This is a genomic window from uncultured Cardiobacterium sp., from assembly GCF_938028825.1.
Taxonomy (GTDB): domain Bacteria; phylum Pseudomonadota; class Gammaproteobacteria; order Cardiobacteriales; family Cardiobacteriaceae; genus Cardiobacterium.
On the sequence record NZ_CALIZP010000041.1, the window covers coordinates 1 to 23,202 of the forward strand.

At 60.5% G+C, this 23,202-nt stretch carries 25 protein-coding genes; 19 read left to right on the forward strand and 6 right to left on the reverse strand.

Features of this window, described 5'->3' with window-relative positions; genetic code table 11:
- Positions 1 to 35 precede the first annotated feature (35 nt).
- The 5 genes from Q0562_RS06235 to Q0562_RS06255 all read left to right on the forward strand — a co-directional run bounded on the left by Q0562_RS06235 (position 36) and on the right by Q0562_RS06255 (position 4,055).
- Complete coding sequence (locus tag Q0562_RS06235) at positions 36 to 1,175, forward strand: hypothetical protein (protein WP_298642595.1); 1,140 nt, start codon at positions 36 to 38, stop codon at positions 1,173 to 1,175.
- Positions 1,176 to 1,566: 391 nt separating this feature from the next.
- Positions 1,567 to 2,346, forward strand: a complete 780-nt coding sequence (locus tag Q0562_RS06240; protein WP_298642598.1) for a hypothetical protein — start codon at positions 1,567 to 1,569, stop codon at positions 2,344 to 2,346.
- A 560-nt stretch (positions 2,347 to 2,906) separates the two neighbouring features.
- Complete coding sequence (locus Q0562_RS06245; protein WP_298642601.1) at positions 2,907 to 3,224, forward strand: hypothetical protein; 318 nt, start codon at positions 2,907 to 2,909, stop codon at positions 3,222 to 3,224.
- Position 3,225: 1 nt separating this feature from the next.
- Positions 3,226 to 3,777, forward strand: coding sequence for a hypothetical protein (locus Q0562_RS06250; RefSeq protein ID WP_298642604.1), 552 nt, complete (start codon positions 3,226 to 3,228; stop codon positions 3,775 to 3,777).
- A gap of 125 nt (positions 3,778 to 3,902) precedes the next feature.
- Positions 3,903 to 4,055 carry a hypothetical protein gene (locus Q0562_RS06255; RefSeq protein WP_298642607.1) on the forward strand — a complete coding sequence of 51 codons (153 nt, stop codon included), beginning with the start codon at positions 3,903 to 3,905 and terminating at the stop codon, positions 4,053 to 4,055.
- Between the two features lie 22 nt (positions 4,056 to 4,077).
- Here the strand turns inward: Q0562_RS06255 and Q0562_RS06260 are convergent, their stop codons facing one another.
- Positions 4,078 to 4,572 carry a transposase gene (locus tag Q0562_RS06260; protein ID WP_298642610.1) on the reverse strand — a complete coding sequence of 165 codons (495 nt, stop codon included), beginning with the start codon at positions 4,570 to 4,572 and terminating at the stop codon, positions 4,078 to 4,080.
- Here Q0562_RS06260 and Q0562_RS06265 point away from each other — a divergent pair.
- The 9 genes from Q0562_RS06265 (at position 4,549) to rpoN (ending at position 11,277) form a co-directional block, all read left to right on the forward strand.
- Positions 4,549 to 4,758, forward strand: coding sequence for a hypothetical protein (locus Q0562_RS06265; protein WP_298642613.1), 210 nt, complete (start codon positions 4,549 to 4,551; stop codon positions 4,756 to 4,758). The genes Q0562_RS06260 and Q0562_RS06265 overlap by 24 nt on opposite strands.
- 153 nt (positions 4,759 to 4,911) lie before the next feature.
- Positions 4,912 to 5,607, forward strand: coding sequence for a bifunctional 2-polyprenyl-6-hydroxyphenol methylase/3-demethylubiquinol 3-O-methyltransferase UbiG (ubiG, locus tag Q0562_RS06270; protein ID WP_298642616.1), 696 nt, complete (start codon positions 4,912 to 4,914; stop codon positions 5,605 to 5,607).
- Positions 5,604 to 6,275, forward strand: coding sequence for an HAD-IA family hydrolase (locus Q0562_RS06275; RefSeq protein WP_298642619.1), 672 nt, complete (start codon positions 5,604 to 5,606; stop codon positions 6,273 to 6,275). Before ubiG ends, Q0562_RS06275 begins: the two co-directional genes overlap by 4 nt.
- Positions 6,272 to 6,949, forward strand: coding sequence for an SDR family oxidoreductase (locus Q0562_RS06280; RefSeq protein WP_298642622.1), 678 nt, complete (start codon positions 6,272 to 6,274; stop codon positions 6,947 to 6,949). The genes Q0562_RS06275 and Q0562_RS06280 overlap by 4 nt, the downstream gene beginning before the upstream one ends.
- A complete protein-coding gene (locus tag Q0562_RS06285; protein ID WP_298642625.1) occupies positions 6,946 to 7,908 on the forward strand; it encodes a KpsF/GutQ family sugar-phosphate isomerase in 963 nt (320 codons plus the stop codon). The genes Q0562_RS06280 and Q0562_RS06285 overlap by 4 nt, the downstream gene beginning before the upstream one ends.
- Complete coding sequence (gene lptC / locus Q0562_RS06290; protein ID WP_298642627.1) at positions 7,908 to 8,462, forward strand: LPS export ABC transporter periplasmic protein LptC; 555 nt, start codon at positions 7,908 to 7,910, stop codon at positions 8,460 to 8,462. The genes Q0562_RS06285 and lptC overlap by 1 nt, the downstream gene beginning before the upstream one ends.
- Complete coding sequence (gene lptA / locus Q0562_RS06295; RefSeq protein WP_298642630.1) at positions 8,446 to 9,087, forward strand: lipopolysaccharide transport periplasmic protein LptA; 642 nt, start codon at positions 8,446 to 8,448, stop codon at positions 9,085 to 9,087. Before lptC ends, lptA begins: the two co-directional genes overlap by 17 nt.
- An 8-nt stretch (positions 9,088 to 9,095) precedes the next feature.
- Positions 9,096 to 9,818, forward strand: a complete 723-nt coding sequence (gene lptB, locus Q0562_RS06300; RefSeq protein ID WP_298642632.1) for an LPS export ABC transporter ATP-binding protein — start codon at positions 9,096 to 9,098, stop codon at positions 9,816 to 9,818.
- Between the two features lie 10 nt (positions 9,819 to 9,828).
- Complete coding sequence (rpoN, locus tag Q0562_RS06305; RefSeq protein ID WP_298642635.1) at positions 9,829 to 11,277, forward strand: RNA polymerase factor sigma-54; 1,449 nt, start codon at positions 9,829 to 9,831, stop codon at positions 11,275 to 11,277.
- A gap of 36 nt (positions 11,278 to 11,313) precedes the next feature.
- Here the strand turns inward: rpoN and hslU are convergent, their stop codons facing one another.
- Both hslU and hslV read right to left on the reverse strand, forming a co-directional pair.
- Positions 11,314 to 12,681: an ATP-dependent protease ATPase subunit HslU gene (gene hslU, locus Q0562_RS06310; RefSeq protein WP_298642637.1), complete on the reverse strand. Its 1,368-nt coding sequence runs from the start codon at positions 12,679 to 12,681 to the stop codon at positions 11,314 to 11,316.
- A gap of 353 nt (positions 12,682 to 13,034) precedes the next feature.
- On the reverse strand, positions 13,035 to 13,574 hold the full coding sequence (gene hslV / locus Q0562_RS06315) for an ATP-dependent protease subunit HslV (protein WP_006985110.1): 540 nt from the start codon (positions 13,572 to 13,574) through the stop codon (positions 13,035 to 13,037).
- A 118-nt stretch (positions 13,575 to 13,692) separates the two neighbouring features.
- On the opposite strand from hslV, the gene Q0562_RS06320 reads away from it, so the two are divergent.
- On the forward strand, positions 13,693 to 14,814 hold the full coding sequence (locus Q0562_RS06320) for a pilin (RefSeq protein ID WP_298642640.1): 1,122 nt from the start codon (positions 13,693 to 13,695) through the stop codon (positions 14,812 to 14,814).
- A gap of 96 nt (positions 14,815 to 14,910) precedes the next feature.
- On the opposite strand, the gene Q0562_RS06325 is transcribed toward Q0562_RS06320, so the two are convergent.
- The 3 genes from Q0562_RS06325 to dacB all read right to left on the reverse strand — a co-directional run bounded on the left by Q0562_RS06325 (position 14,911) and on the right by dacB (position 18,449).
- Complete coding sequence (locus tag Q0562_RS06325) at positions 14,911 to 15,567, reverse strand: ElyC/SanA/YdcF family protein (protein WP_298642643.1); 657 nt, start codon at positions 15,565 to 15,567, stop codon at positions 14,911 to 14,913.
- A gap of 153 nt (positions 15,568 to 15,720) precedes the next feature.
- Complete coding sequence (locus tag Q0562_RS06330; RefSeq protein ID WP_298642646.1) at positions 15,721 to 17,025, reverse strand: L,D-transpeptidase family protein; 1,305 nt, start codon at positions 17,023 to 17,025, stop codon at positions 15,721 to 15,723.
- Between the two features lie 11 nt (positions 17,026 to 17,036).
- Positions 17,037 to 18,449, reverse strand: a complete 1,413-nt coding sequence (gene dacB, locus Q0562_RS06335) for a D-alanyl-D-alanine carboxypeptidase/D-alanyl-D-alanine-endopeptidase (RefSeq protein ID WP_298642649.1) — start codon at positions 18,447 to 18,449, stop codon at positions 17,037 to 17,039.
- Between the two features lie 58 nt (positions 18,450 to 18,507).
- Between dacB and yjgA the strand changes: the two genes are divergently transcribed.
- From yjgA to Q0562_RS06355, 4 genes are all read left to right on the forward strand, one after another.
- A complete protein-coding gene (gene yjgA / locus Q0562_RS06340; RefSeq protein WP_298642652.1) occupies positions 18,508 to 19,068 on the forward strand; it encodes a ribosome biogenesis factor YjgA in 561 nt (186 codons plus the stop codon).
- Positions 19,069 to 19,274: 206 nt separating this feature from the next.
- Positions 19,275 to 20,630, forward strand: a complete 1,356-nt coding sequence (locus Q0562_RS06345) for a Fe-S-containing protein (RefSeq protein WP_298642655.1) — start codon at positions 19,275 to 19,277, stop codon at positions 20,628 to 20,630.
- 4 nt (positions 20,631 to 20,634) lie between these two features.
- Entirely contained in the window at positions 20,635 to 21,921 is a 1,287-nt protein-coding gene (locus tag Q0562_RS06350; RefSeq protein WP_298642658.1) for an ABC transporter permease, read from the forward strand.
- Between the two features lie 4 nt (positions 21,922 to 21,925).
- Positions 21,926 to 23,041: an FtsX-like permease family protein gene (locus Q0562_RS06355; RefSeq protein ID WP_366144718.1), complete on the forward strand. Its 1,116-nt coding sequence runs from the start codon at positions 21,926 to 21,928 to the stop codon at positions 23,039 to 23,041.
- Positions 23,042 to 23,202: the final 161 nt, after the last annotated feature.

Consider the following 23,202-nt stretch of genomic DNA (forward strand, 5'->3'; position numbering starts at 1 on the left):
TGATATCGACAAGCTATTTAGGATCTGTATGAAAAATGAAATCCATTAGCTATATCCTGCTGTTCAGCATCTACTTCCCCGCCATCAAGCTGGTCTTCCTGGATTACGGCAAGGCGGGTGCCATGACCAGCATCCAAAAAATCAGCACCGCCGTCAGCGACATCGGCGGCAGCTGCTACTGCATCGCCCTGCTCCTCAACCTCGCTGTTACCCTCGTCGCCCTCATTCCGGCGCTCATCTTCGACAACATTAGTGCCGTTGCCGCCAAACAGGCAGAAGCGGATCTTATCCTGCGCCTTAGCGGTGATGCGCCCCTTTTCATCTACATCAGCATGACCATTTCCTACATCCTCGGTTTCTTCGTTAACACCATCAATTCCAATACCTTCGCCTTCCTCTACCCGCGTACCGACGAAGACGGTGCAGACAACGGCCCCGCCCCCGACTTTCACAACGGCCGCAACGGGAATCCGGACTACGACCTGTCCCCCGCCGCCCCCGGCCTGCACAAAACCCCGCCGGCCCAACCCGCTGCCCCCGGCCTGCACAAAACCCCGTCCGCGCAACCCGCTGCCGCCGCCGAACCGGACTTCCGCCTGCTTGCCGACGCCGACACCCGCGCCATGGGCATCGAAACGCAAAAAGCCTTCGCCCTCGCCCTCGCCCGTGCCGACGCCCTCATCCGTCGCGGCGACAACCTGAGCGCCATCGCGCTGCTGAAAACCTACGCCAACGAACAGCGCGACGCAGCCGCCTACTTCCCTGCCTACGCCCGCCTCTACCAACTCGACCCGCAACCCGCCCTGCGCGACCGCCTCATCCACAGCGCCGCCGCCGGGCACCGCCCGAGCTACGACCTCATCCGCGACACCCTCGAATACGCCGACCCCGCGCAACTTCCCGCTGACAGCATCCTGCCGCTCGCGCAACAGGCGGGCAAACAGCAGCACTACCGCGCCGTGCTCAACCTCACCCGCAACTTCGCGAAAAACCACCCCAATCACCCGCACCTCGTTGACAACTACTACCTCGCGGCGCTGGCGCTCGCCAAAACCGGACAGACGGACAAAGCCCTGCCGCTCCTGCAACAACTGCACGCGCGCTACCCCGACCACCCGCACGCGGCACAAATCGCCCGCGCCCTTGCCCGCCTGCAAGGCGACGGGCGGACATGAGCCCCGCCACACGACAAACCTGCCCGCAAGCGGGGCGTTGCCGGAATAACGCACAATCACGGCGCGCCCGGCAACTCGACGCCGCTTGACGTGAAAAGCCCCTCACCCGCCGGACGAAGAGTTGAGGCGGTGGGTAGGGTCTGTTGACACGCAACGTTGCGGCGGCTTTTCGGCCAAAATCCGGCAGCTGCTGCGTTAAAAATGCGCGCAAGGTGCCCAACCTTACTGCGCTTTTTGCCTTGCATCTGCCGTTTTTGCCGCAAAAGTCCGCTGCGCAAGTCGAATGTCAACAGCCCCTAAGCAATGCGGCGAAGCGGCAAAGCCTTTTTCAAAAGATGGCAACTGCGCCGCTTGTGAACTATCCACCAATCACCCCCTAACGGATCCATCTATGCACCCCGGCCCGATCGAGACAAAAGAGAGCCTCCGCGACCCGCCCGCCCAGACCATGCGGCGCGAACCGTTCATTACCACCGTCAGCGGCACCCTGTACTACCTGATCCACCCCCGCACCCTGCTGGTCCTGCTGTGCATCGCCGCCATCGCGGCGCTGGGGACCCTTATCGAGGCCTTCCTGCCGCTGCGCGCCTACATTCCGATTCCCGCCGCGATCCATTCACCCATCCTGCTGCTGATCAACATCCTCACCACCACTCTGCTTGCAGGCCAATCCCTCGATATCGCCGCCCGAATCCACAACAAAGAACCGTTGCCGGGTGCCGTGCTGCCGCCCTATTGCCTCGCCATCGCCTTGAGCCTGCTGATCGTCTCCCTGCTGCACAGCATTGTCCGGCTGATCCTGACGGCTAACGCCATACCGGCAACGCCTGCCGACATCGCCATGGCCGCCGTTTTTGTCTTCCTGATACCGCTCGCCAACCTCGTCTATCTGCAAGAGCAAAACGCCAAAGCAATATTCTCCCCGCACAGGCTGCTGCAAGCCCTGCATGCCATCGGCGAACTGCGCTACTTCGCCGTTACCGCAACCGGTCTTGCCCTCCTCCTCTTCCTGCCGCAGCGTTTTCCCGTTACCTACACAAACATCAACAATCTCTACACCCTGCTCGCCATCCCCGCCATTTACGTCTTTATCAGCAGCTTCTGCTGGCTGCTCGCTGTTACCTATCCTGCCTGGTACTACCCGCCGGTGGATGACGCGGCAGACGATTGACCCGGACATGGATAACCCATCCCGCCCGGCATCCTTTCACTTTCAGACCACAATAGCCTTCCCCCATAACAGATCCCCAGCCACCCAAACCCCTGCTTGCTGCCCTGCTCATCAGCCTGCCCGCCCACGCCTGCGACCTGAACGAAGCCCGGGCGGCGCGCATCTATTCCGCCCAATACGACGCCGCTCGCCACGCGCGTAGGCTCTCTATGGCGGGCAAACGCTTTTCAGGCGGCTTGCTGTGGGATCTATTGGGCTGTTTCCCGGTCATAGACACGCAAGCGAGAACACCACCTGCCCGTTGGTATCATTGCAGGAACACCTTTCAAGCGGCGAGGCAGAGCATACTTGTGGAGAAGCAGTATGACAGTAGAAAGCGGCTGAAAGGTGATGACACGAACAAAGCATGGATAAATAATATGCAAAATTCAGTAATAATTTAAGTTGAACGCAAGGCAAAAGTTGAGAAATAATCTTGGCATCTGATAGCAAGGAAGCATTCATGAACAATACTGTCGATAAAACTGAAGCAAATATCTAACCAGAGTGAAGAGTCTATTATGAAGAAAAAGAATCAGGCTGTTTTAGAATGGCTGGGTAGTGAAGGATTTTATAAGGGAAATCTTTGGGCTTACTTTGCCATAATCTGTTTTTGGGTTGCGCTAGGATTCTTTACCTTAGGATTTGAAGCGCCAGATTATAATTTGCAACAAAATCTGCTTTTAAATTTCTTCTATTTTCTCCTTTTGTGCGTAGCCATCTTGTTAACGCCTTTTTGGTATTCTGTGTTTTTTACGAGTTCTGCAACAAGAGAAAACTTGGAAAAAAAGGCTGCTGTTAGCAGTATGTCTAATAGAAGACAAGAAACTGGCAAATGAAGTGGAAGAATACCTGGGAGCGGGTGGCGGGCTGCCAAGCAGAAAATATAAAAGGATAGCACTCTATTTTCTAGGCTGTTATATTCTGTCTGAGATATTTATTATTACGTCTTGGATTAAACATGGGCAACTGGTATGGGAACCTGAGGTAGCGCAGAGTATTTTTGATTTTATAACCAGCAACACCGCATTCCTTGAAGAGGATCCACCACGCGAAGGTTTTCTTCCGTATGACGGCTTTTTTATGATTGATATAGAAAAGACGCCTTTTCATGAATATTTTGAATCCAGCCGTGTTTTTCTGGCATCTGCAATGGGTCATAGTCTGTTGCTCTTTCGTTTTTGGAATATGGTGAATTATATTCCCATCCTTGCTTGTTGCCTGATTTTATCTTACTCTTATGTTGATGAAAATTACAGGGATAGCCACTATAGGTTTTCCGTAAAAGAAATATTACTGATGCCATTTATGCTTGCCTTTTTATTCAGTAGCTCTCTTGTTTTTGTATTTATTTTAGATAGTAGGTTTTGTTTTCTTGGTAAATGGATATAGGTAAATGAATTTTGGCAAAAAATATATTTTGCTTTTACAATATTTTCAATAAAATATTTTGGTGATTTTCTTTATATTTAGAAAGAATTTATTATTTTGAATTTCTTTAAGCCAAAGGGATAAAAATGGCTGATTTATCAGAAAATAGTTATGAGAAACATGGACTGGCTGGCGCTGCAGCAGAAAATATTGATAAAGCGGTATTGGCAAATGCTATTGGAGTTGAAGACCCTTTTCCGGAGAAACTGAAAGCAAGCGTAGATACTATTAGGCCTTAACAGAGTCAAACATCAGAAGAAATCATTTTTTCGTTGCCTTTTCATACCGTTGCAAATCAAAAGGGCACCGGTATTGCAGCACGGCCTGGGCAATCGTCAGCAGCTTGCGCATCAGCGCCGTAATCACCGACTTCTTTGCTTTGCCGTTGGCCAACATACTGTCTGCAAATGACTTATAGGGACCATCCCGACAAATCCCGAAGCTGTACACCACCGCCGGCATGTAAAGCACCTTGCGGATCCCGCTTGGCCCGATCTTGCTGATGTGCGCCTTGCCGTCGCTTGTGCCCGACTGGTGCAGCATCGGCGTCAGCTCTGCACAGGTCGCCGCTGCCTTGCCGTCGTGCAGGCAGGCGGGCAGCCACGGTACCGTTCTCTCGCCAATCACCGGGATGGTGTGCAGCAGTTTGGCGTTGTGCTGCATCCGCCCGTCTGCGGCGATGATGGCCTTTACTTCCTTCCCCATCCGCTTGATCTCGCCTTGCAGAAAGGCATGCAGCCGCTTGATGCTCTCCACACAGCCCGGTTCTTTGACCGTGCCGGGCAGGTCGCGCTGTTGCTGCTCGACGGTTTTCAGCCGTTCCAGCTGACGCAGGGTGAGCAGCAGGGCGGCGCTGATGAGGGCGGCCAGGTTGAGTGCGGTTTTTTACATGGTGTTTACCTCGTGGGTGTGTGTGGATTCCGGCAGACATTTTTTTTGTAATCAATGGCTTGCACGCGCGGCAAAAGCGCGTGGTTGTCGGTTCGTCCGGGCTGCTGCGGGCGGTGGATATGCCGTTCTTGCGCTTCCCCCGCCGGGCAGCCGCCGCAGGCAATCATGCTAAAATCCGCGTATCTTCCCTACGAGAGACCCGTCATGCACGCCATTCCGCATTCCGCCGATATTCACAGTTTCGAGCAGCACGGCAGCGCGTTTTGGGACAAGAACGGCCCTTACCGCACGTTGCACCACATCAATCCCGCCCGTCTGCAATTCATTACCCAATATGTTGATTTGCAGGGCAAACGCGTTCTCGATTTCGGCTGCGGCGGCGGCATTTTGAGCGAGGCGCTGGCCGATAGCGGTGCCCGCGTGGTCGGCATTGATCTCGCCGCCGCCGTGCTGGAAGCCGCCCGCGCCCATCGCGGCGACAAGGCGATTGACTATATCCGCGCTTCCGGGGCGGAGCTGGTCGCGCGCGGCGAGGTGTTTGATGTCGTCACCTGCATGGAGATGCTGGAACATGTCGCCGATCCCGCCGCGATTTTGCGCGATATTCACACCCTGCTGCGGCCGGGCGGTCTGGTTTTTCTTTCGACGGTGAACCGTACCCCGGCGGCGCGCCTCGGCGCGATTTGTGCCGCCGAGCATCTGCTGCACCTTGTCCCGAAAGGGACGCATCAGTATGACTGGTTCATCCGCCCCGCCGAGCTGGTGCGCATGGTGCGCCGCGCCGGGCTGACGCCGCTGGCCATCAGCGGGCTGTCGTACAACCCGTTCACGCGCAGCGCCCGCCTGTCGCGGCAGACGGCCATCAATTATTTTATGGTTGCCCGCCGGGATGCCGCATGAAAGCCCGCTACCGCGCCGTGTGGTTTGATCTGGACGGCACGCTGTTCGACACCGCCCCCGATCTGATCGCCTCGGTCAACCGCACGTTGACGGAACACGGCTACCTGCCCGCGCCTGCCGCCGTTATCCTGCCCTACACCGGGCACGGCTCGCGGCAGATGCTGCAACACGCGATCGCCACCGCCGCCGATGACCCGCGCCTGCCCGCCTTGCAGGAGGCGTTTTACGCGCATTATCTGCGTCACGTCGCCGAGGAAACGCGCTGGTTTCCCGGTATGGCGGCGATTGTGGACGACCTCGACGCCTGCGCCGTGCCGTGGGGCATCATCACCAACAAGCTGGAACGCTTCACTTACGCGCTGGCGCGCCATTTCAATCTTGATCAGCGCGTCGCCGCCATCGTCTGCGGCGATACGCTGGCGACCGCCAAGCCCGATCCCGCGCCGCTGGCCTATGCTTGCGCACTGGCGGGGGTGCGGCCGGAGCAGGCGGTGATGGTGGGCGACAGCGCCGCCGATGTGCGCGCCGCCGCCCGCGCCGGGATGCCGTCCATCTTCTGCGATTACGGCTACACCTCGCGCGCCGACCTCGCCGCCGATGACCGCCCCCTCGCGTTTGCCGACAGCCCCGCCGCCCTCGCGCCGCTGCTCTTTGGAGAGGCGTCATGAAGACCGTCTTGCTCACCGGCGCCTGCGGCGGCATCGGCAGCGCCGTTGCCCGCGCCCTTGATGCAGCGGGGCATCACCTGCTCTTGCTCGATCTCGACCCGCTCGCGCTGGAAGCGCTGGATGACGGTTTGCAGGGCGACCATACCCTTGTCCCTTTCGATTTGTGGCGCAGCGGTTTTGATGCCTACGTTCGCCTTGCCGAGCTGATTCAAGAAGACCACGGCAAACTGGATGCCATCATCAATCTCGCTGCCGTCTGCGGTGGCCTGCGTCCGCTGGCCCATGCTGACCCGACCGGCTGGCTGCAAGGACTGCAAGTGAACCTCACCGCGCCGCTGTGGCTGTTCCAGACTTTGCTGCCGCTGATGCAGGCCGCCGCCGCACCGCGTTTTATCGTCAGCCTGCACCGCGAACACCGCGCACAAAGCGCCTATTGGCATAGCTACGGCATTGCGCAAGCGGCGCTCACCCAGCTCGCTCACGATCTCTATCAGGAAAAACACGCCTACCCGACCCTCGGCTTTGCCATTGTGGACCCCGGCTGGGTTGATACTCCGCTCAGTCGCAGCGTCTTCCCTGCCGGGCAACCGCACTGGCAGCAGGCCGCTGCCGTCGCCCCGCACTATCTCGCCGCGCTCACCGGCGACCCCGCCCAACTGGAATACTACCCATGACCGATTCCCGCCTTGCCCACGCCCGCGCCGTCCTCGACCAGGAAGCCGAGGCCGTGCGCGCGCAGATCGACCACCTCGGCGCGCCCTTCCTCGCCGCCTGCGACTGCATCCTCGCCACGCGCGGCCACGTCATCGTGACCGGCCTCGGCAAATCGGGGCACATCGGCGAAAAAATCGCGGCGACGCTGGCCAGCACCGGCACCCCCGCCTTCTTCGTCCACGCCGCCGAAGCGGGGCACGGCGACCTCGGCATGATTACCGCCGACGACACCCTGCTCGCCATCAGCTATTCCGGCGAAAGCGCGGAAATCCTGATGATGCTGCCCATCGTGCGCGGCCTCGGCGTGAAAACCCTCGCCATCACCGGCCGCCCCGCCTCGCACCTCGCGCAGGAAGCCGACATCCACCTGCCCATCCACATCGACAAAGAAGCCTGCCCGCTCGGCCTCGCCCCGACCACCAGCACCACCGCCACCCTCGCCCTCGGCGACGCCCTCGCCATCGCCCTGATGCAAAGCCGCCGCTTCGGCGAGCAGGACTTCGCCCGCTCGCACCCTTACGGCCGCCTCGGCCGCCGCCTGATGACCAAAAACCGCGACGTGATGCGGACGGGCGACGCCATCCCCGTCGTCGGCAGCGACGCCGACGTGCAAACCGCGCTGTTCCAGATTACCGCCAAAGGCCTTGGCGTCACCCTCGTCGCCGATGATGGCCAACTGCGCGGCATCTTCACCGACGGTGACCTGCGTCGCGCCCTGGAAAAATACCCCGACGCGCTCAATCGTCCGATTGGCGAAGTGATGACCCGCGCGCCGCAAACCACCGGCGCAGACGAACGTGCCGCCGAAGCCCTGCAACACATGGAAAAGCGCCACATCACCGCCCTGCCCGTGTTGGAAAACGGCCGCATCGCCGGCATCCTGCACATCCATGACCTCCTGCGCGCCGGAGTCGCCTGATGATGAGCCGCCGCCGCCAACTGCGCCTCGCCTGCTGGTTGCTTGCCGCCGTTGCCGTTACCCTGTGGTGGTGGCAGCGCGAGAGCGGCACGGGGACGCAGAGCCGAGTGGAAGACCCCGTGCGCCTCTCGCTTGCGGATGTCACCCTCTACCAGTACGGCACCGACGGCAAACGCAGCACCACCGTGCGCGCCCCCTACGCCGAACACCGTAAAAACGGCGAAGACCACCTCGACCGCCCCGATGTGCAAACCCTGCTTCCTAACGGCGAACGCCGCCTGCGCGCCGAACACGCCGTACGCAACAGCGAAAAAAACCGCGTCACCCTGAGCGGCGACGTGCGGGGCGAGCAGGACGACAGCGGCCACCACTACCGCATCACGACCGACCACCTCGACTATTACCCGGAGAACCGCTACGCCGCAACCGATGCCGCCATCACCCTGGAAAGTGACGATAGCCGCACCGACGCGGACGGCGCGCACTGGGACATGAACAATAACCACATCACACTCAAAAACAACGTAAGGAGCAGCTATGACCCGGCAAACTAAAACCCTCATCGCCGCCACCATCCTGCTGGCGCTAATCAGCAGCGGCCATGCCGAAACCCGCAAAAAAACCACGCGTGCCAAAAACAAACCGGCCCCAGTCGTCGTGCAAAGCGGTACAGACAACAAAACCGTGGACAGCAACACCGCCTTCGGCTGGGACGAAAGCGACACCGCCAAAAAAGCCGCCGACAGCGCAGAAAAAAGCGGCAACAAAAAAAACAACAACCCGCAACAACTGCCGATCAACCTCAAAGCCGACAGCGGCGAATACGACGCCAACACGGGCGTCGCCACCTACAACGGCCACGTCGTCATCACCCAGGGCGAGATGAACCTCAAAGGTGACCGCGTCACCATCCGCCTGCAAAACGGGCAAATCCACACCATCGAAAGCTGGGGCAACCCGACCACCTTCCACTATGTTCCCGCCAAAGAACCGCCGATTGACGGCAGCGGCAATCACATGAAATACACCGTGCCGACCTCGACCGTGGAAATCAACAAAAACGCCCGCGTCAAACAGGAAAAAAACGAAACCCGCGCCGACCATCTCACCTACAACCTGAAAAGCGAAAGCGTCAAAGGGCGCGGCGTCAACATGACCTTCCAGCCGAAGACCAAATAACCCGCGCCATGCTCATCGCCGAACAACTGCAAAAAACCTACCGCAAGCGGCGCGTCGTCAACGACGCCGGATTCCGGGTGGACGCCGCCCAGGTCGTCGGCCTGCTCGGCCCGAACGGCGCGGGCAAAACCACCAGCTTCTACATGACCATCGGGCTCGTGCGTCCCGACCACGGCCGCATCCTGCTGGACGGCACCGACATCACCCGCCTGCCGGTGCACCGCCGCGCCCGGCTCGGGCTGTCCTACCTGCCGCAGGAAGCCAGCGTCTTCCGCAAACTCAGCGTGCGCGACAACATCCTCGCCATCCTCGAACTTGCCACCAACCTCGGCAAACGCGAGCGCGAAGCCCGCGCGCAAGAACTCATGCAAGACCTTGGCATCGCCGAGCGCGCCGACATCCTGGGTCAAAGTCTCTCCGGCGGCGAACGGCGCAGATGCGAAATCGCGCGGACGCTCGCCTGCAACCCGCGCTTTATCCTGCTCGACGAACCCTTCGCCGGGGTGGATCCCATCGCGGTCGGCGACATCCGGAACATCATCACCCACCTCACCGACCGGGGCATCGGCGTGCTGATTACTGACCACAACGTGCGCGAAACCCTGAAAAGCTGCGATCGCGCCTACATCCTCTCCGAAGGCCGCGTCATCGCCGAGGGCAGCCCGGAAGAAATCGTCGCCAACGAAGAAGCCCGCCGCGTGTACCTCGGCACCGACTTTCAACTCCACTGACCCGCCCGCCATGAGCCAGCCCAGCAAAGCCCCGGGGACAAGCCAGAGCCTCGACCTCGCCCTCAAACAGACTCTTACCCTCACCCCGCAGCTGCAACAGGCGATCAAAATCCTCAACATGAACAGCCTCGACCTCGGCATCGAAATCAACAACATGCTGACGCAGAACATCATGCTGGAACGCAGGCAGGACACCTACTACGAAAACCCGGACAGCGAAAACGACAGCGACGGCGATAGCGGCGAAGACACGCATGGCCTGCTGCAAACACTGAGCGGCGAGCTCGAATACGACAGCACCTGGGAAGAACACTACGACCACGACTGGAAAGACCACGCGCCTTACCGCGAAGAAGAGGACAATCCCGAACTCTATCTCAGCGCCAAACCGTCCCTGGCCGCCTGGCTCGAAGAACAGATCAACCAGATGCCGCTCGGTGACATCCGGCGCCGCGCGGCGCTCGCAGTCGCCTTCGAACTTGATGACGACGGCTATTTCCGCAGCGATGCGGAAGCTGTTGCCGCGCAGCAGCAGCTTGCCGTGGCCGACATTGAGGACGGCATCCGCATCGTGCAGCAATGCCAGCCGGGCGGCGTCGGCGCGCGCGACCTCGAAGAATGCCTGACCATCCAGCTTGCCGCTCTGCCGCCCGACACCCCCTACCTTGACGCATTGCAGCAAATCATGAAGCGCTTCTACGGCTTCATCGCGCGCAGCCCGCAGATGATCCGGCAGCGCCTGGACATGGACATTGCCACCTACAACCATGCGATGGCGCTGTTGCGCAGCCTTGACCCCCGCCCCGGACAGACATTCAACGCAGGCAGCGTGCAGCACATCGAGCCGGAAATCATCGTGCGTGAAAAAAACGGCATCAGCTACATCGAAACTACCGACAGCATCCAGCCCGATCTCACCATCAACCAGGCCTACGCCGCGCTGGCGGAGACAGCAAAAGGCGCGGACAAAACCCTGCTGCAAGCCCAACTGCAAGAAGCACGCTGGTTCCTCACCGCCATTGACAAACGCGCCGACACTATCCGCCGCGTGGCCGGCGTCATCGTCGCCCTGCAACAGGACTTCTTCCAGGAGGGCGACAGCGCCATGCGGCCGCTAACGCGGCAAAAAGTAGCGGAAATCCTCGACATCCACGAAAGCACCGTCAGCCGCGCGGTCAACGACAAATACCTGCAATGCAAACGCGGCATCTACGAACTGCGCTACTTCTTCTCCGCCCAGTTTGAAAACCTCGACGGCGATGACCAGTCGGTCGTCGCCATCAAGGCGATGATCACCGAAGTCATCGGCGAAGAAGACCCGGACAAACCCTATTCCGACCAGAGAATCACCGACATCCTCGCCGAACGCGGGCACAAAATCGCGCGCCGCACCGTGACCAAATACCGCGAAAGCCTCGGCATCCCCACCACCACCCTGCGCCGCCACCGCAGGCGGTAAAAGAAAAGCCCGCTTGCGCGGGCTTTTCTTTTTTCCTCAGAGGACGAAGCGGCTGAGATCCTCGTTCTGCGACAGTTCGCCAAGCGCTTGTTCGACATAGGCGGCATCAATCAGGATGCGGTCGCCGTCGGGGCGGTCGGCGGCGTCGAAAGAGAGGCTTTCGGTCAGCCGTTCCATCAGGGTATGCAGGCGGCGGGCGCCGATGTTTTCCGTGGTTTTGTTGACGTGGTAGGCGATTTCCGCGATTTTTTCGATGCCGTCATCGGTAAATTCGAGGTGCAGCGCTTCGGTGGCGAGCAGCGCGGTGTATTGTTTGATGAGGCTGTGATCCGGCTCGGTGAGGATGCGGCGGAAATCTTCGACGCCGAGCGCGTCCAGCTCGACCCGCACCGGCATCCGCCCTTGCAGTTCGGGGATGAGGTCGGAGGGTTTGGCGAGGTGGAAGGCGCCGGAGGCGATGAAGAGGATGTGATCGGTTTTGATCATGCCGTATTTGGTGGAGACGGTGGAGCCTTCGACCAGCGGCAGGAGGTCGCGCTGCACGCCTTCGCGTGAGACATCGGCGCCGCCCACGTCGCTGCGCTTCGCCACTTTGTCAATTTCGTCGATGAAGACGATGCCGTTCTGCTCGGCGTTGGCAATCGCCTGTTGTTTGATGTCCGCCTCGGAGATGAGGTTGTCCGCTTCTTCTTCGGCGAGCTGGACGAGCGCATCGGCAATCTTGATTTTCTGCTTGCTGGTTCTCTGTTTGCCGAGGTTCTGGAAGAGTTCGGAGAGTTGGCTGCTCATCTCTTCCATGCCGGGTGGTGCCATGATTTCAACATGGGCGGAAGTGGGCTGGTCGCGCACATCGATTTCGATGATTTTGTCGTTCAGCTCTTCGCGCAGGATGCGTTCGCGGTAGGTTTTGCGCGCGGGGTTGTCTTCGGGGACGTTGGCGCCGTCGTGCCAGGCGTTGCCTTGCGGCGGTGGCACGAGGACATCGAGAACGCGTTCCAGCGCCGCTTCGCGCGCTTTGGTCTGCACCTGTTTGCGCGCGCGCTCGCGTTCAAGCTTGATGCTGGTTTCGACGAGGTCGCGGATGATGCTGTCCACATCGCGGCCGACGTAGCCGACTTCGGTGAATTTGGTCGCCTCCACTTTGACGAAAGGCGCTTCGGCGAGTTTGGCGAGGCGGCGCGCGATTTCGGTTTTGCCGACGCCGGTCGGCCCGATCATGAGGATGTTCTTCGGGGTGATTTCGCTGCGCATCGGTTCGGGAATCTGGCGGCGGCGCCAGCGGCTGCGCAGGGCATTTGCCACGGCGCGTTTCGCCGCTTTCTGGCCGATGATGTGGCGGTCCAGTTCCTCGACGATTTCTCGCGGCGTCATATTCAAATCGCGGTATTCAGTGGTTTTTTCCATATTCGGTTCCTTTATTGGGTTTGGGTATCCGCCGCGAGCGCTCGGGCGGCGGCGGGTGATGCAAAATCGGGTTGCTGTCAGGGTTTCAGCGGCGGATAACGCCACCGTTTGCCGCCCTCGTGTCTCTTGGCGTCATATTCAAGTCGCGGTATTCAGTGGTTTTTTCCATATTCGGTTCCTTTATCAGGTTTGGGTATTCGCCGCGAGCGCTCGGGCGGCGGCGGGTTAGGCAAGGGCTGGGGGGCTAAAGGCATTGGGCGGAACGGATAACGCCACCGTTTGCCGCCCTCGTGTCTCTTGGCGTCATATTCAAGTCGTGGTATCCGGTTTTGTTGTCCATGCGGGGCTCAGGTTTAGCCTTTCAGTTCGTCGGTGATGATGTTGTGGTTGGTATAGACGCAGATGTCGCTGGCAATTTCGAGGCTCTTGCGGGCGATGGTGAGCGCGTCCATCTCGGTGTTGTGATACAGCGCGCGCGCAGCGGAAAGGGCAAACATCCCGCCGGAGCCGATGGCGGCGATGCTGTCTTCCGGCTCGACCACGTCGCCGTTGCCGGAGAGGATGAGGGTGCTGGTTTCGTCGGCGACGATGAGCATCGCTTCCAGGCGGCGCAGCATGCGATCGGTACGCCAGTCTTTGGCGAGTTCGACGGCGGCGCGCAGCAGTTGCCCATCCTGCTCTTCCAGCTTGCCTTCAAAGCGCTCGAAGAGGGTGAAGGCGTCGGCAGTGCCGCCGGCGAAACCGGCGAGGATACGGTTTTTATAGAGACGGCGGATTTTGCGTGCGTTACCCTTCATGATGGTATTGCCGAGCGAGACCTGGCCATCGCCGGCGATGGCGACATGGCGGCCGCGACGGACGGAGAGGATGGTGGTGGAATGTGCGTCAAACATGACTTTCCTGTGGGTTGGTGAATGTCCTGCCGTTTTGGGGGCGGGCAGGGCGCTTTCAAGTTTTCGCGCGGTGTGGGTATGATGCGGCGCGAATCCTCAACCCAACATGGAGTGCATCATGCAAAAAGAAATCCTGAGCCTCGGCCTTTTCCTCACTTTTTCTCTGCCTGTTTCTGCCGGGGAAGAGACGGCGGGAAACAGTAACCAATTAAAATTCAAAGAAAAAATTGAAGAAGTTACCACCTCTGCCACCGAACAATTAGATACGGTAAAAATAAAGGAATTAAAAATTGGCGAGGATTTATTGGGTAATAAAGACAAAAATACAGTCACCGTTACCTTTCAGGATGATGATTCTTTGCCGCCTGTGTTAAGGAGCAAGAAAATAACATTTATGCAAGGAGCCCGTTTAGAACAATTAAGATGCTTAACCAATATTGAGAGAAGAATACACAGATGTCAATATATAAAGAATCAAGATGAGCTTGATGGTTACCTTGCTAAAGAACAGGCATTAGAAGCCTTCAGTTTATCTAATGGGTTAAGGGCAGCAATAGTTGAATCCCATGCAAATACTGGGGAGTGGCCCGCTGATAATGCCAAGGCCGGTGTAGCTGGACCAGAGGAAATTCAGGGTAAATACGTCAAAGAAGTCAGAATCGGCACCAACTTGTCCGGCAATAAACAGCCGGGCGTAATTACAGCGGCTCTAGATAACGAAGAACCCGTCGTTTCAGCATTGCGCGGCAAAAAATTGTCTTTTGTGCCAAAGGACACCGGTGGAGCATATCAATGGGACTGCGCATCCAATATAGACGACCAATATTTGCCTGAACCGTGCCGTTCTATTAAACAGAAAGAACAAACAGACACTATTGCCGAGGGTAAAAGGCAAGCGGCAGAGGCGCTGAATCTTGCCGGAGGTCAAAAAGCTGCTGTATCTGAATCGTATGCAGATAAAGGAACGTGGCCGAAAAGCAACAAGGCTGTCGGTGCGGCTGAGCCATTTGATATTCGTGGCAAATACGTCAAAGAAGTCAGGATTGGCACCAACTTGTCCGGCAATAAACAGCCGGGCGTAATTACAGCGACTCTGGATAACGAAGAACCCGTCGTTCCAGCATTGCACGGTAAAAAATTGTCTTATGTGCCAGAAGAAAATGGGGCATTTCAATGGGACTGCATATCCAATATAGACAGCCAGTATCTTCCTGAGCCTTGTCGCCATGTTGATAAATAACGTTATCTTTCAAATAAAAAGCAGGCATCCGCCTGCTTGATGGGCTGAAGCCCATCTACGCGGCTTCGGTGTTTATGCCGCTTGGCGCCGTTATGGTTATGTCGTGTCGGCGGCGGGCGGGAAGGGGATCGGGTCGCCGTAGTGGCGCGCTTCGGTGCCGCGCAGGACGTCCCACACCGCGCGCAGGCGGGCGGCGATTTCCCGCACCTGGGTTTTCAGGCGGTATTGGAGGACGGCGGGGTCGGCGGCGTTATAGGCGATGACCTGCTGGCCGTTCTTGCGGGCGAGGAAAACGGCGCGCGCGTTGTGGAAAGGCTGGCTGACGATGATGTAGTCGCGGTTGCCGAAGACTTTGTCGGCGCGCAGGACGCTGTCAAGGGTGCGCAGGCCGGCGTAATCGGGCTGGATGTGGTCCGCCGCCACGCCTGCCTTGATGAGGTCGCTGCGCATTTGCGCCGGTTCGTTGTAGGCGAGGGTGCGGTTGTCGCCGCTGACGATGAGGTATTGCACTTTGCCGCGCCGGTACAGTTCGGCGGCGGCTTCGATGCGGGCGCGGTAGTAGAGGTTGATGCGCCCGTCGGTGGTGTATTTGGCGGTGCCGAGGACGACGGCGAGCGGGCGGGCGGGGAGGGCGTCGATGTCGTCATAGAGATAGGGGGCGCTGCTCACGGTTATCCAGAAGTAACACAGCGCCGGAATGAGCACGGCGATGGCGAAGAGGGCAAGCAGGATGTAGTAAATGCGGCGTATCACGGGTATCTCCTTGGCGCGGTATGGTAGCGTTTTTTGGTGCAGGCAAGGCTTTTTTGCCGGTGCTGCCGCAGGGGCGGCAGGCGGCGTCTGCGACGCGTCGCGAAAAGCCGTCCTCCGGGGCGGTTTTCCGTTCCCGCCGCTATGTCTCGCGGCTCAGGGGTCGAAGTCGTAGCTTGGCGGCAGGTCGCTGTCGGGCGGAAGCATTTCCGGCCCCCAGTCGGCGGGCAAGGGGTGTGCGGCGGCGCCTGGCGGGATGGTATTGGCGGGGGCGGCGGGCAGGGCAGGGCGGCGCTGCGGCATGGGCGCACCGCTTCCACCGTCGAGAGCGGTGATGTTCGGGCTGTCATTTGCGGGGCGCGGGATGTCAGCCGGGATGCGTGCAGGCGGGATGTTGTCGCCGGGGCGGCTGGCGGTCAGGGCGCTATCGGCAGGCAGCGGCACGGGGTCGTCGGCGAGGCTGGCCATGGTCAGGGCAGGTGCCGGGGTAGCGCCCGGTGTGTGCCCCGGCAGGTTATCCGCCAGCGGAGCGGCGCCGTCGGCGGTCAGGTTGTTGTTCAGCAAGGGGTTGGTTGTTGTCGGGCTGCGCGCGGCGAGCAGGGTGTTGACGGGCGCTGTGCGGTTGCCCGCGATTTGCAGCGGGGTGCCGTCAAGCGGGTTGCTGTGCAGGTTGTCGTCGGGGATGACGGGGGTGCTGCGCATGGGCGGCAGGCGGTTGCCCGGCAGCGGCGCGCGGTGCGGGTTGCGCTCGCTCAGGGCGTACTGGCCGCCGATGACGTCGATTTCCGGCGGCTGGTGGTAGGTTTCAAAGTAGTCGTAGCCGGGTTTGAGCATGCGCCAGAAGTCGTACCAGCGGTGGTCGCTGTAAGCGGCGAGGTTGGCTTCGGTGAGGCGGAAGGGGAAGGCATGCACGCGTACGAAGGGCTGGCCGCGTTGTAGTGCGGCGCCGACGAGGCTGTAGATTTCTTCGATTTGCCGGTCGCCCATGGCGTAGCAGCCGATGGAGACGCATTTGCCGTGCACCATCAGCATGCTGCCGGTGTAGCCATGGGCGCGGTCGTAGGCGTTGGGGTAGCCGAGGTTGAAGGAGAGGTGGTAGTTGCTGTTCGGGTTCATCGCTTCGCGGCCAACGGCATAGAAGCCTTCCGGTGATTGTTTGTCGCCTTCGCGGGTTTTGGGGCCGAGTTCGCCGGAGTAGATGCAGATGGGGTAGTCAAGGAAGAGGGCGTATTCGCCGCTGTCTTTTTGCAGCCAGACTTCGAGTTTTTCTTCTTTTTTGAAGATGCGGATGAAGGCGGGCGCGCCGAAGCGGAAGCCTTTGGCTTCGAGGCGGTCTTGCAGGGTCATTTGTTGCGGGCGGCGGATGAGGCGGCTGTCGCGCTGGCTGTCTTTCGGGGCGTGGCTGCTGCACGCGCTGAGGATGAGGGCGATAAGGAGGAGCAGATGGGTGCGGATGTTCATGGGGGTGGGGGTTATTGTTTGTAGAGCCAGCGGAAGAGTTCGTCCTGCACGGCGCGGCTGCGCACGGCGCTTTTGCCGTTGCCGATGACGACGACGACGTAGTTGCGCCCGCTTTCGGCGCGGAGGTAGCCCGCGAAGCTGCGGACGTTGTCAATGGTGCCGGTTTTGCCGATGACGTGCCCGGCGAGGGCTTCGCCCCGGTAGCGTTTGCGCAGGGTGCCGCTTTCGCCCGCAACGGCGAGCGAGGCGAGGAAGGTTTCGCCCTGGTCGGAGAGGTAGATGTCGCGCAGCAGGGTGGCGAGCTGCTTGGCACTGACGAGTTCGAGGCGTGAGAGGCCGGAGCCGTTGTCAATAATCATGCCGTCGGTATTGATGCCGAAGGCTTCGAGCGTCATGCGCACGGCATTTCTGCCTTTTTCCAGACTGCCGGGCGGGTCGAAGGTTTTGGCACCTAGGGTGAGCATGAGCTGGCGGGTCATGACGTTGTTGCTTTCCTGGTTCATGCGCTGGATTTGCAGGGCGAGCGGGTCGGAGTAGCCGGTGAAGATGTGTTTGGCGGTGGAGGGGGTTTTCGCGACTTTACCCGCGCCGTCGAAGCTGCCGCCCAGGCGGTACCAGAGGTCGCGGAAGAGGTAGTAGAACTGTTCGCTGGCTTCGCCGAGGACGAGCTGCACGTCCTGCGCGCCGCAGCCGGTGGCGTAGGTACCGGCGACGTGCATGACGGCGTAGCCTTTGTCGTCGCGTTCGAGCACGGCGGACGGCGTGAAGCCGTCGCCGCTGCACTGGCCTTTTTTGACTTTGAGCTGGTTGTCGATTTTCCAGTTGACGATTTCCGGCACGAGGGTGAGTTGCGGTTTGCCCGCCTGCGGGATGACCTGCATTTTCACGGTGCGGAAGTTGACCATCAGCGGGTGCGGGATGGCGTTGTAAGCCGCCCAGGGTTTGCCGTCGAAGGAAGCGGCGTCGCGCTCTTCGGCGCTGAGGCGGTAGAGGGAGTCATCGAGGACGATGTCGCCGGTGATGTGGCGCACGCCCGCCTGTTGCAGGCCTTGCAGCATGGTGAGCAACTGTTCTTCGACGAGGAAGGGGTCGCCGCCGCCGACGACGTAGAGGTTGCCCTCGACGATGCCGTTCACATCAGGCAGGGTGTCCACATAGAAGTTGGTTTCCCAGCGGTAATCCTTGCCGAGGCGCAGGAGGCCGGCGGCAGTGGTGAGGACTTTGGCGACCGAGGCGGGATGGCGCAGGGTGGTGCCGTTCAGCTCGACCATCGGCTCTTCCGCTTCGATTGCCTGCACCCAGATGCTGATGTCTTCGCCGGCGACGTTGTTTTTATGCAGCATTTCCGCGACGGCGGCGGGGACTTGTTCCGCCCGCACCAGCACACTGAAACAGATTGTTAGCACGATGAGCCAGCAGCGCATCCGTCCCTCCCAAAAAAGGTTGCTATTATAGGTATCCCGCCGAAAAACAAAACCGGACATGACTGATAAAGCAGAAAAACAATACGATGAAGAAGGCCGCGTCATCCGCGCCAACCGCTCGCAGGCCAAGCGTGAACGCGAACCGATCAAGGCCTTTGCCGGCGAGCTGCTGAAACTGCCCGCGCACCAGTACCCGCTGCTGCCGATTGACGAGACGCTGATTGCCGCCTTGCGGGAGGGCAAGCGCCTGAGCGGTAACGCCCTGTCGCGCCATCTCAACTACCTCACCCGCCTGCTCGACGAACAGGATTATCCGGCCATTCTCGCCGCACACGAACACATCAACCACCCCTATTTGCAGTCGCCCGGCAAGCAGCAGCGCATTCAGCGCGAGCTGGAGCGCCTGCTGGCGGACGATGGCGACATTTACGGCGAACTGCTCGGCCGCTACGCCGGTTTCGATGTGCAGCATGTGCGGCAACTGGTGCGCGAGGCGAAGAAACAGCAGGCAGCGGCGGCAGCGGCGGCAGAGACGGATACGCCCGCGCCGCCGGACAAATACCGCCGCCGCTTGCAGAAATATTTGCAGGGATTGGCGCTTTTGTATGAAGAAGGATGAAGCAGACGGCTCCGCGAGGAGCCGTTTTTTCGTGCTTTCCCCGGCAGGCAAGCGGTAGAATTGCGAAACCTTCTTATCCCGTATTTCCGTTTTGTTTGACCGGTGCCGCCATGAGTCTGTTTTTTTCTTTGTTTGTCCGTTGTTTCTGGTTGCCGCTGTTTTTTGCGGCAGCTTTGTCTGCCGCTTGCCCCGCGCGGCCGCAGCGGATGTTTGCCGCGTTTGTCTGCGGGTTGCTTGCGGCAGGGGCGGCGGTGGCCGCGCTGCCGCAGGGGGCGGCGGTGCTGTTCTGGTTCGCGCCGCTGCAAATGGTGCTGTTGCTGCTCGCGTTGGCTACGGTTGGGCTGAAGGCGGCCGCCGCCCGTGATTTTCTCTGGTTCGCCGCCGGTTTTCTCGGCGCAGTGCCGTTTTTTTCCGCGCCGGTGATGAGCGCGTTTTCTTCTACCAGCGTGGTCAATACGACGTTCATTCTGCATTTGGCAGCGGTGCTGGCGGCGGCGGGGCTGTCGGCGCTTTTGGTGCTGTGGCTGTTCGTGCTGCGTTCGCTGCTGCCGCGCCGGGTGTGGCAGGCACTCGCGGTGCTGATGGTGCTGGTGATGCTGCTGCTGTGGGCGGTGTGGCTGGGGGCCGATTTTGTGCTCGCGGCCATCAAGTTGCAGAAAATGGAGGTAACGGCACTGCGTCTGCGCTGGCTGGCGCGGGCGGAATTTGCGCGCAACGGGTTCGCGTATGTGGCGCTGGTGCTGCCCGCCCTGGCGACGCTCGCCGCGCTACTCACCGCCTGGCTGCCCGCGCGGCGGCAGTTGCGGAGGGCGGATGTGCCGTCTGCACACGCCCACGCCACAACCGATGCCGCTCCCGCCGGCAACGCCAATCCCCGCGCCGCCGCCGTGCATCGCCGCTTGCTCGTTGCCGGGGTGCGGCGGGCGCGGCGCGCCGTCGTGCAGGGGGTCGCGGCGTGCGCGCTGGCGCTCGCAGTGTGCCTGTATTGGGATCTGGTCGCCTCGCGGCCGCCGTCGCTCTCGAAGGCGGTGCCGGTTGCACTCGCCGCCGATGATGCCGTCCATCTGCCGATTGAGGCGGACAGGCTGAAAGACGGCGATTTGCACCGCTACGCCTGGGTGTCGTCCGAGGGCAAGGTAGTGCGCTTTTTTGTGATTGACCGCTTCCCCGGTGAGTGGTCGCCGGCGGTAGTGTTTGACGCCTGTATGCTCTGCGGCGATACGGGTTATGCGATGCAGGGCGATCAGGTGATGTGCATCGGTTGTGGCGTGCGCCTGTTCCGCCCCAGTGTCGGCAAGAGTGGCGGCTGTAACCCGGTGCCGATTGAAGGCTGGGCGATGGATGCGGCGGAAATCCGCATTCCGCGCAAATCGCTGGAAGCGGGCTTGCAGCTCTTCAAGGCGGTGGTCGAGCTGGATGTGGTCGATCCGGTGGACGGCAGCCGCTTGAAGAACACGACGGCGCAATATCGTTACAGCTACGGCACGAAGACGTATTTTTTCGCCAGCGAGGCGAATTATCAGCGCTTCGTGGATGACCCCGAATCGTTTATCAAGGAATAACCTTATGTTTTGGCGCATGATTTTCCAGCTTTGGCATCACGATTTGCCGCGCAAGGCGCTCGCCTTTGCCACGGTTTTCCTCGCTTCCAGCCTGATTGCCGGGTTGCTCGCGGTATCCATCGACATCGGCGACAAGATGTCGCGCGAATTGAAGTCCTACGGCGCGAATATCCTGATTGAACCGGCGGGCGGCGCGCTCCTGCCTGATGAAGTCGCCGGGCAGCAGTACTATCTGGATGAAAAGGTGCTGCCGTCGGTGATGGATATTTTCTGGCGCAACAACATCTACGGCTTCGCGCCGCTCTTGAACGGCCATGTGCGCGCGGGCGGGGTGGAAGTCGCGGTGCTGGGTACGTTTTTTGACCACCCGCTGGATGTCGCCGACGAATCGAATTATCACACCGGGCAGAAGGCGGTCAGCCCCTTCTGGCAAATCGCGGGCGAATGGCCGGATGACAGCAAGCCGCTTGCCGCTGACGCGCCCATTCCCGTGCTGGTCGGGGTCAAACTCGCCGCCGCACACGGCTGGCAGACGGGCGACGTGCTGCCGCTCACCGCCACCACGGGCGACACCCCCGCGAAATCCGCACGCATCAGCGGCATCCTCACCAGCGGCGCGGCGCAGGACGGGCAAATCGTCCTGCCGCTCGCCGCGCTGCAAGAGCTGCTCGGCTTGCAGGGCAAGATCAGCGCCATCCAGGTCGCGGCGATGACCGTGCCGGAAAACGACCTGTCGCGCAAGGCGCACGAAAACCCCTCGGCACTGGATGCCAAGCAGTACGACCAGTGGTACTGCACCGCCTACGTCTCCACCATCGCGCATCAGCTCGAAGAGACCGTCAGCGGCTCCGTCGTCCACCCCGTGTGGCAAGTTGCCGCCTCCGAAGGCGTCATCATCGGCAAAATCCAGCTCCTGCTGATCGTGTGCAGCCTCGCCGCCCTGATTTCGGCGGGCATGGGCATCGCCTCGCTCACCGGCAGCGGCATCCTCGCCCGCGCCAAAGAAATCGGCCTGATGCGCGCCCTCGGCGCGAAGCCCTGGCAAATCGCGCTGCTCTACTACGCCGAAGCGGTGATGGTCGGCGCGCTCGGCGGATTTGCCGGCTGCGCGGGCGGTGCCGTCCTCGGCTGGGGCATCGGCCGCGCACTCTTCGGCGCGCCGCTCGGCTTCACCTGGATCGTCGTCCCCGTCATCATCACCGCCGCCGTGCTGATTACCCTTGTCGGCACCTGGTTCGCGGTGCGCAGCATTGCCCGCCAAGTCCCCGTCGAGGTTTTATATGAAAGATAACAACATGCGCCGGCTGCTGCTCGGCAAAGCCCTGCGCCACAAATGGCGGCGCACCCTCACCATCATCGCCGCCCTCGCCATCGGCGCCGCCATCGTGACCGCGATGGCCGCCATCTACTTCGACATCAACGAAAAAATGAGCCGCGAACTGCGCTCCTTCGGCGCCAACTTCTACCTCGGCGCAAAAAACGAACAACCCTTCACCCTCGATGACTACCGCCGCATCACCGCCGCCATGCCGCCCGCGCTTTACCACGCTTCCAGCCCCTACCTCTACACCGTGGCGCGCAGCGAGCGCGAACCCGTGGCGCTGGTCGGCGTCGATTTCCCCGCCCTGCCCGCGCTCGTCCCCTACTGGCAAGTGCAGGGCGGCTGGGTCAGCGTCGATTTCGACGACAGAAACACCATGCTCGGCAAAACCCTCGCCCGCCAGCTTGAGCTCAACCTCGGCGACAACATCACCCTGGTGAAAGACAACGGCGAGAAAAAGAGCTTCCGCATCAAAGGTATCATCGAAAGCGGCGACGCGATGGACAACGTCATGCTGCTCAACATCCGCGCCGTGCAGGACTGGACGGACAACCCCGACCGCATCAGCTACGCGCTTGCCAGCCTCGCCAACGACAACGACGCCGTTACCGCCTACGCCGCGCGCCTAAGCGCCGAATACCCGCAGCTCGACATCCACCCCATCCGCAAAGTCAGCGCCGCCGAAGGCCAAATCCTGCACAAAATCAAAGGACTGATGGGGCTCGTCTGCATCATCATCCTGCTGCTTTCCAGCCTGTGCGTGAACACCTCGCTTACCGCCATGACCCACGAACGCCGCCGCGAATTTGCCCTGCAAAGCGCACTTGGCGCGTCCGACCGGCAAATCACCGCACAAATCGTGCGCGAAACGCTCGCCATGACCACCCTCGCCATCGTCATCGGCGTCGCCCTCGGCCTCGTCCTCGCGCAAATCCTCGGCCAGGTCGTCTTCCACGCCGGCATCACCCCGCGCTGGCCGGTCATCCCGCTCGCCGCCGTCCTGTCGTTCGCCGTCGCCGCCGCCGCCGTCGCCCTGCCGCTCAAACGCGTCCTCGCCCTGCAAGCGGCAGACGTGCTGAAAGGGGCGTAAATGCCGGGGCGCGTAGGGTGGGCTTCAGCCCACCGGGCAGGCACGGCCTGCCTTGATAAGAACGGCACCGGCGGCACAAACACTGCCCCGCCAAGCAAAGGAATTGCTATATAGCTAATGGATTTCATTTTTCATACAGATCCTAAATAGCTTGTCGATAT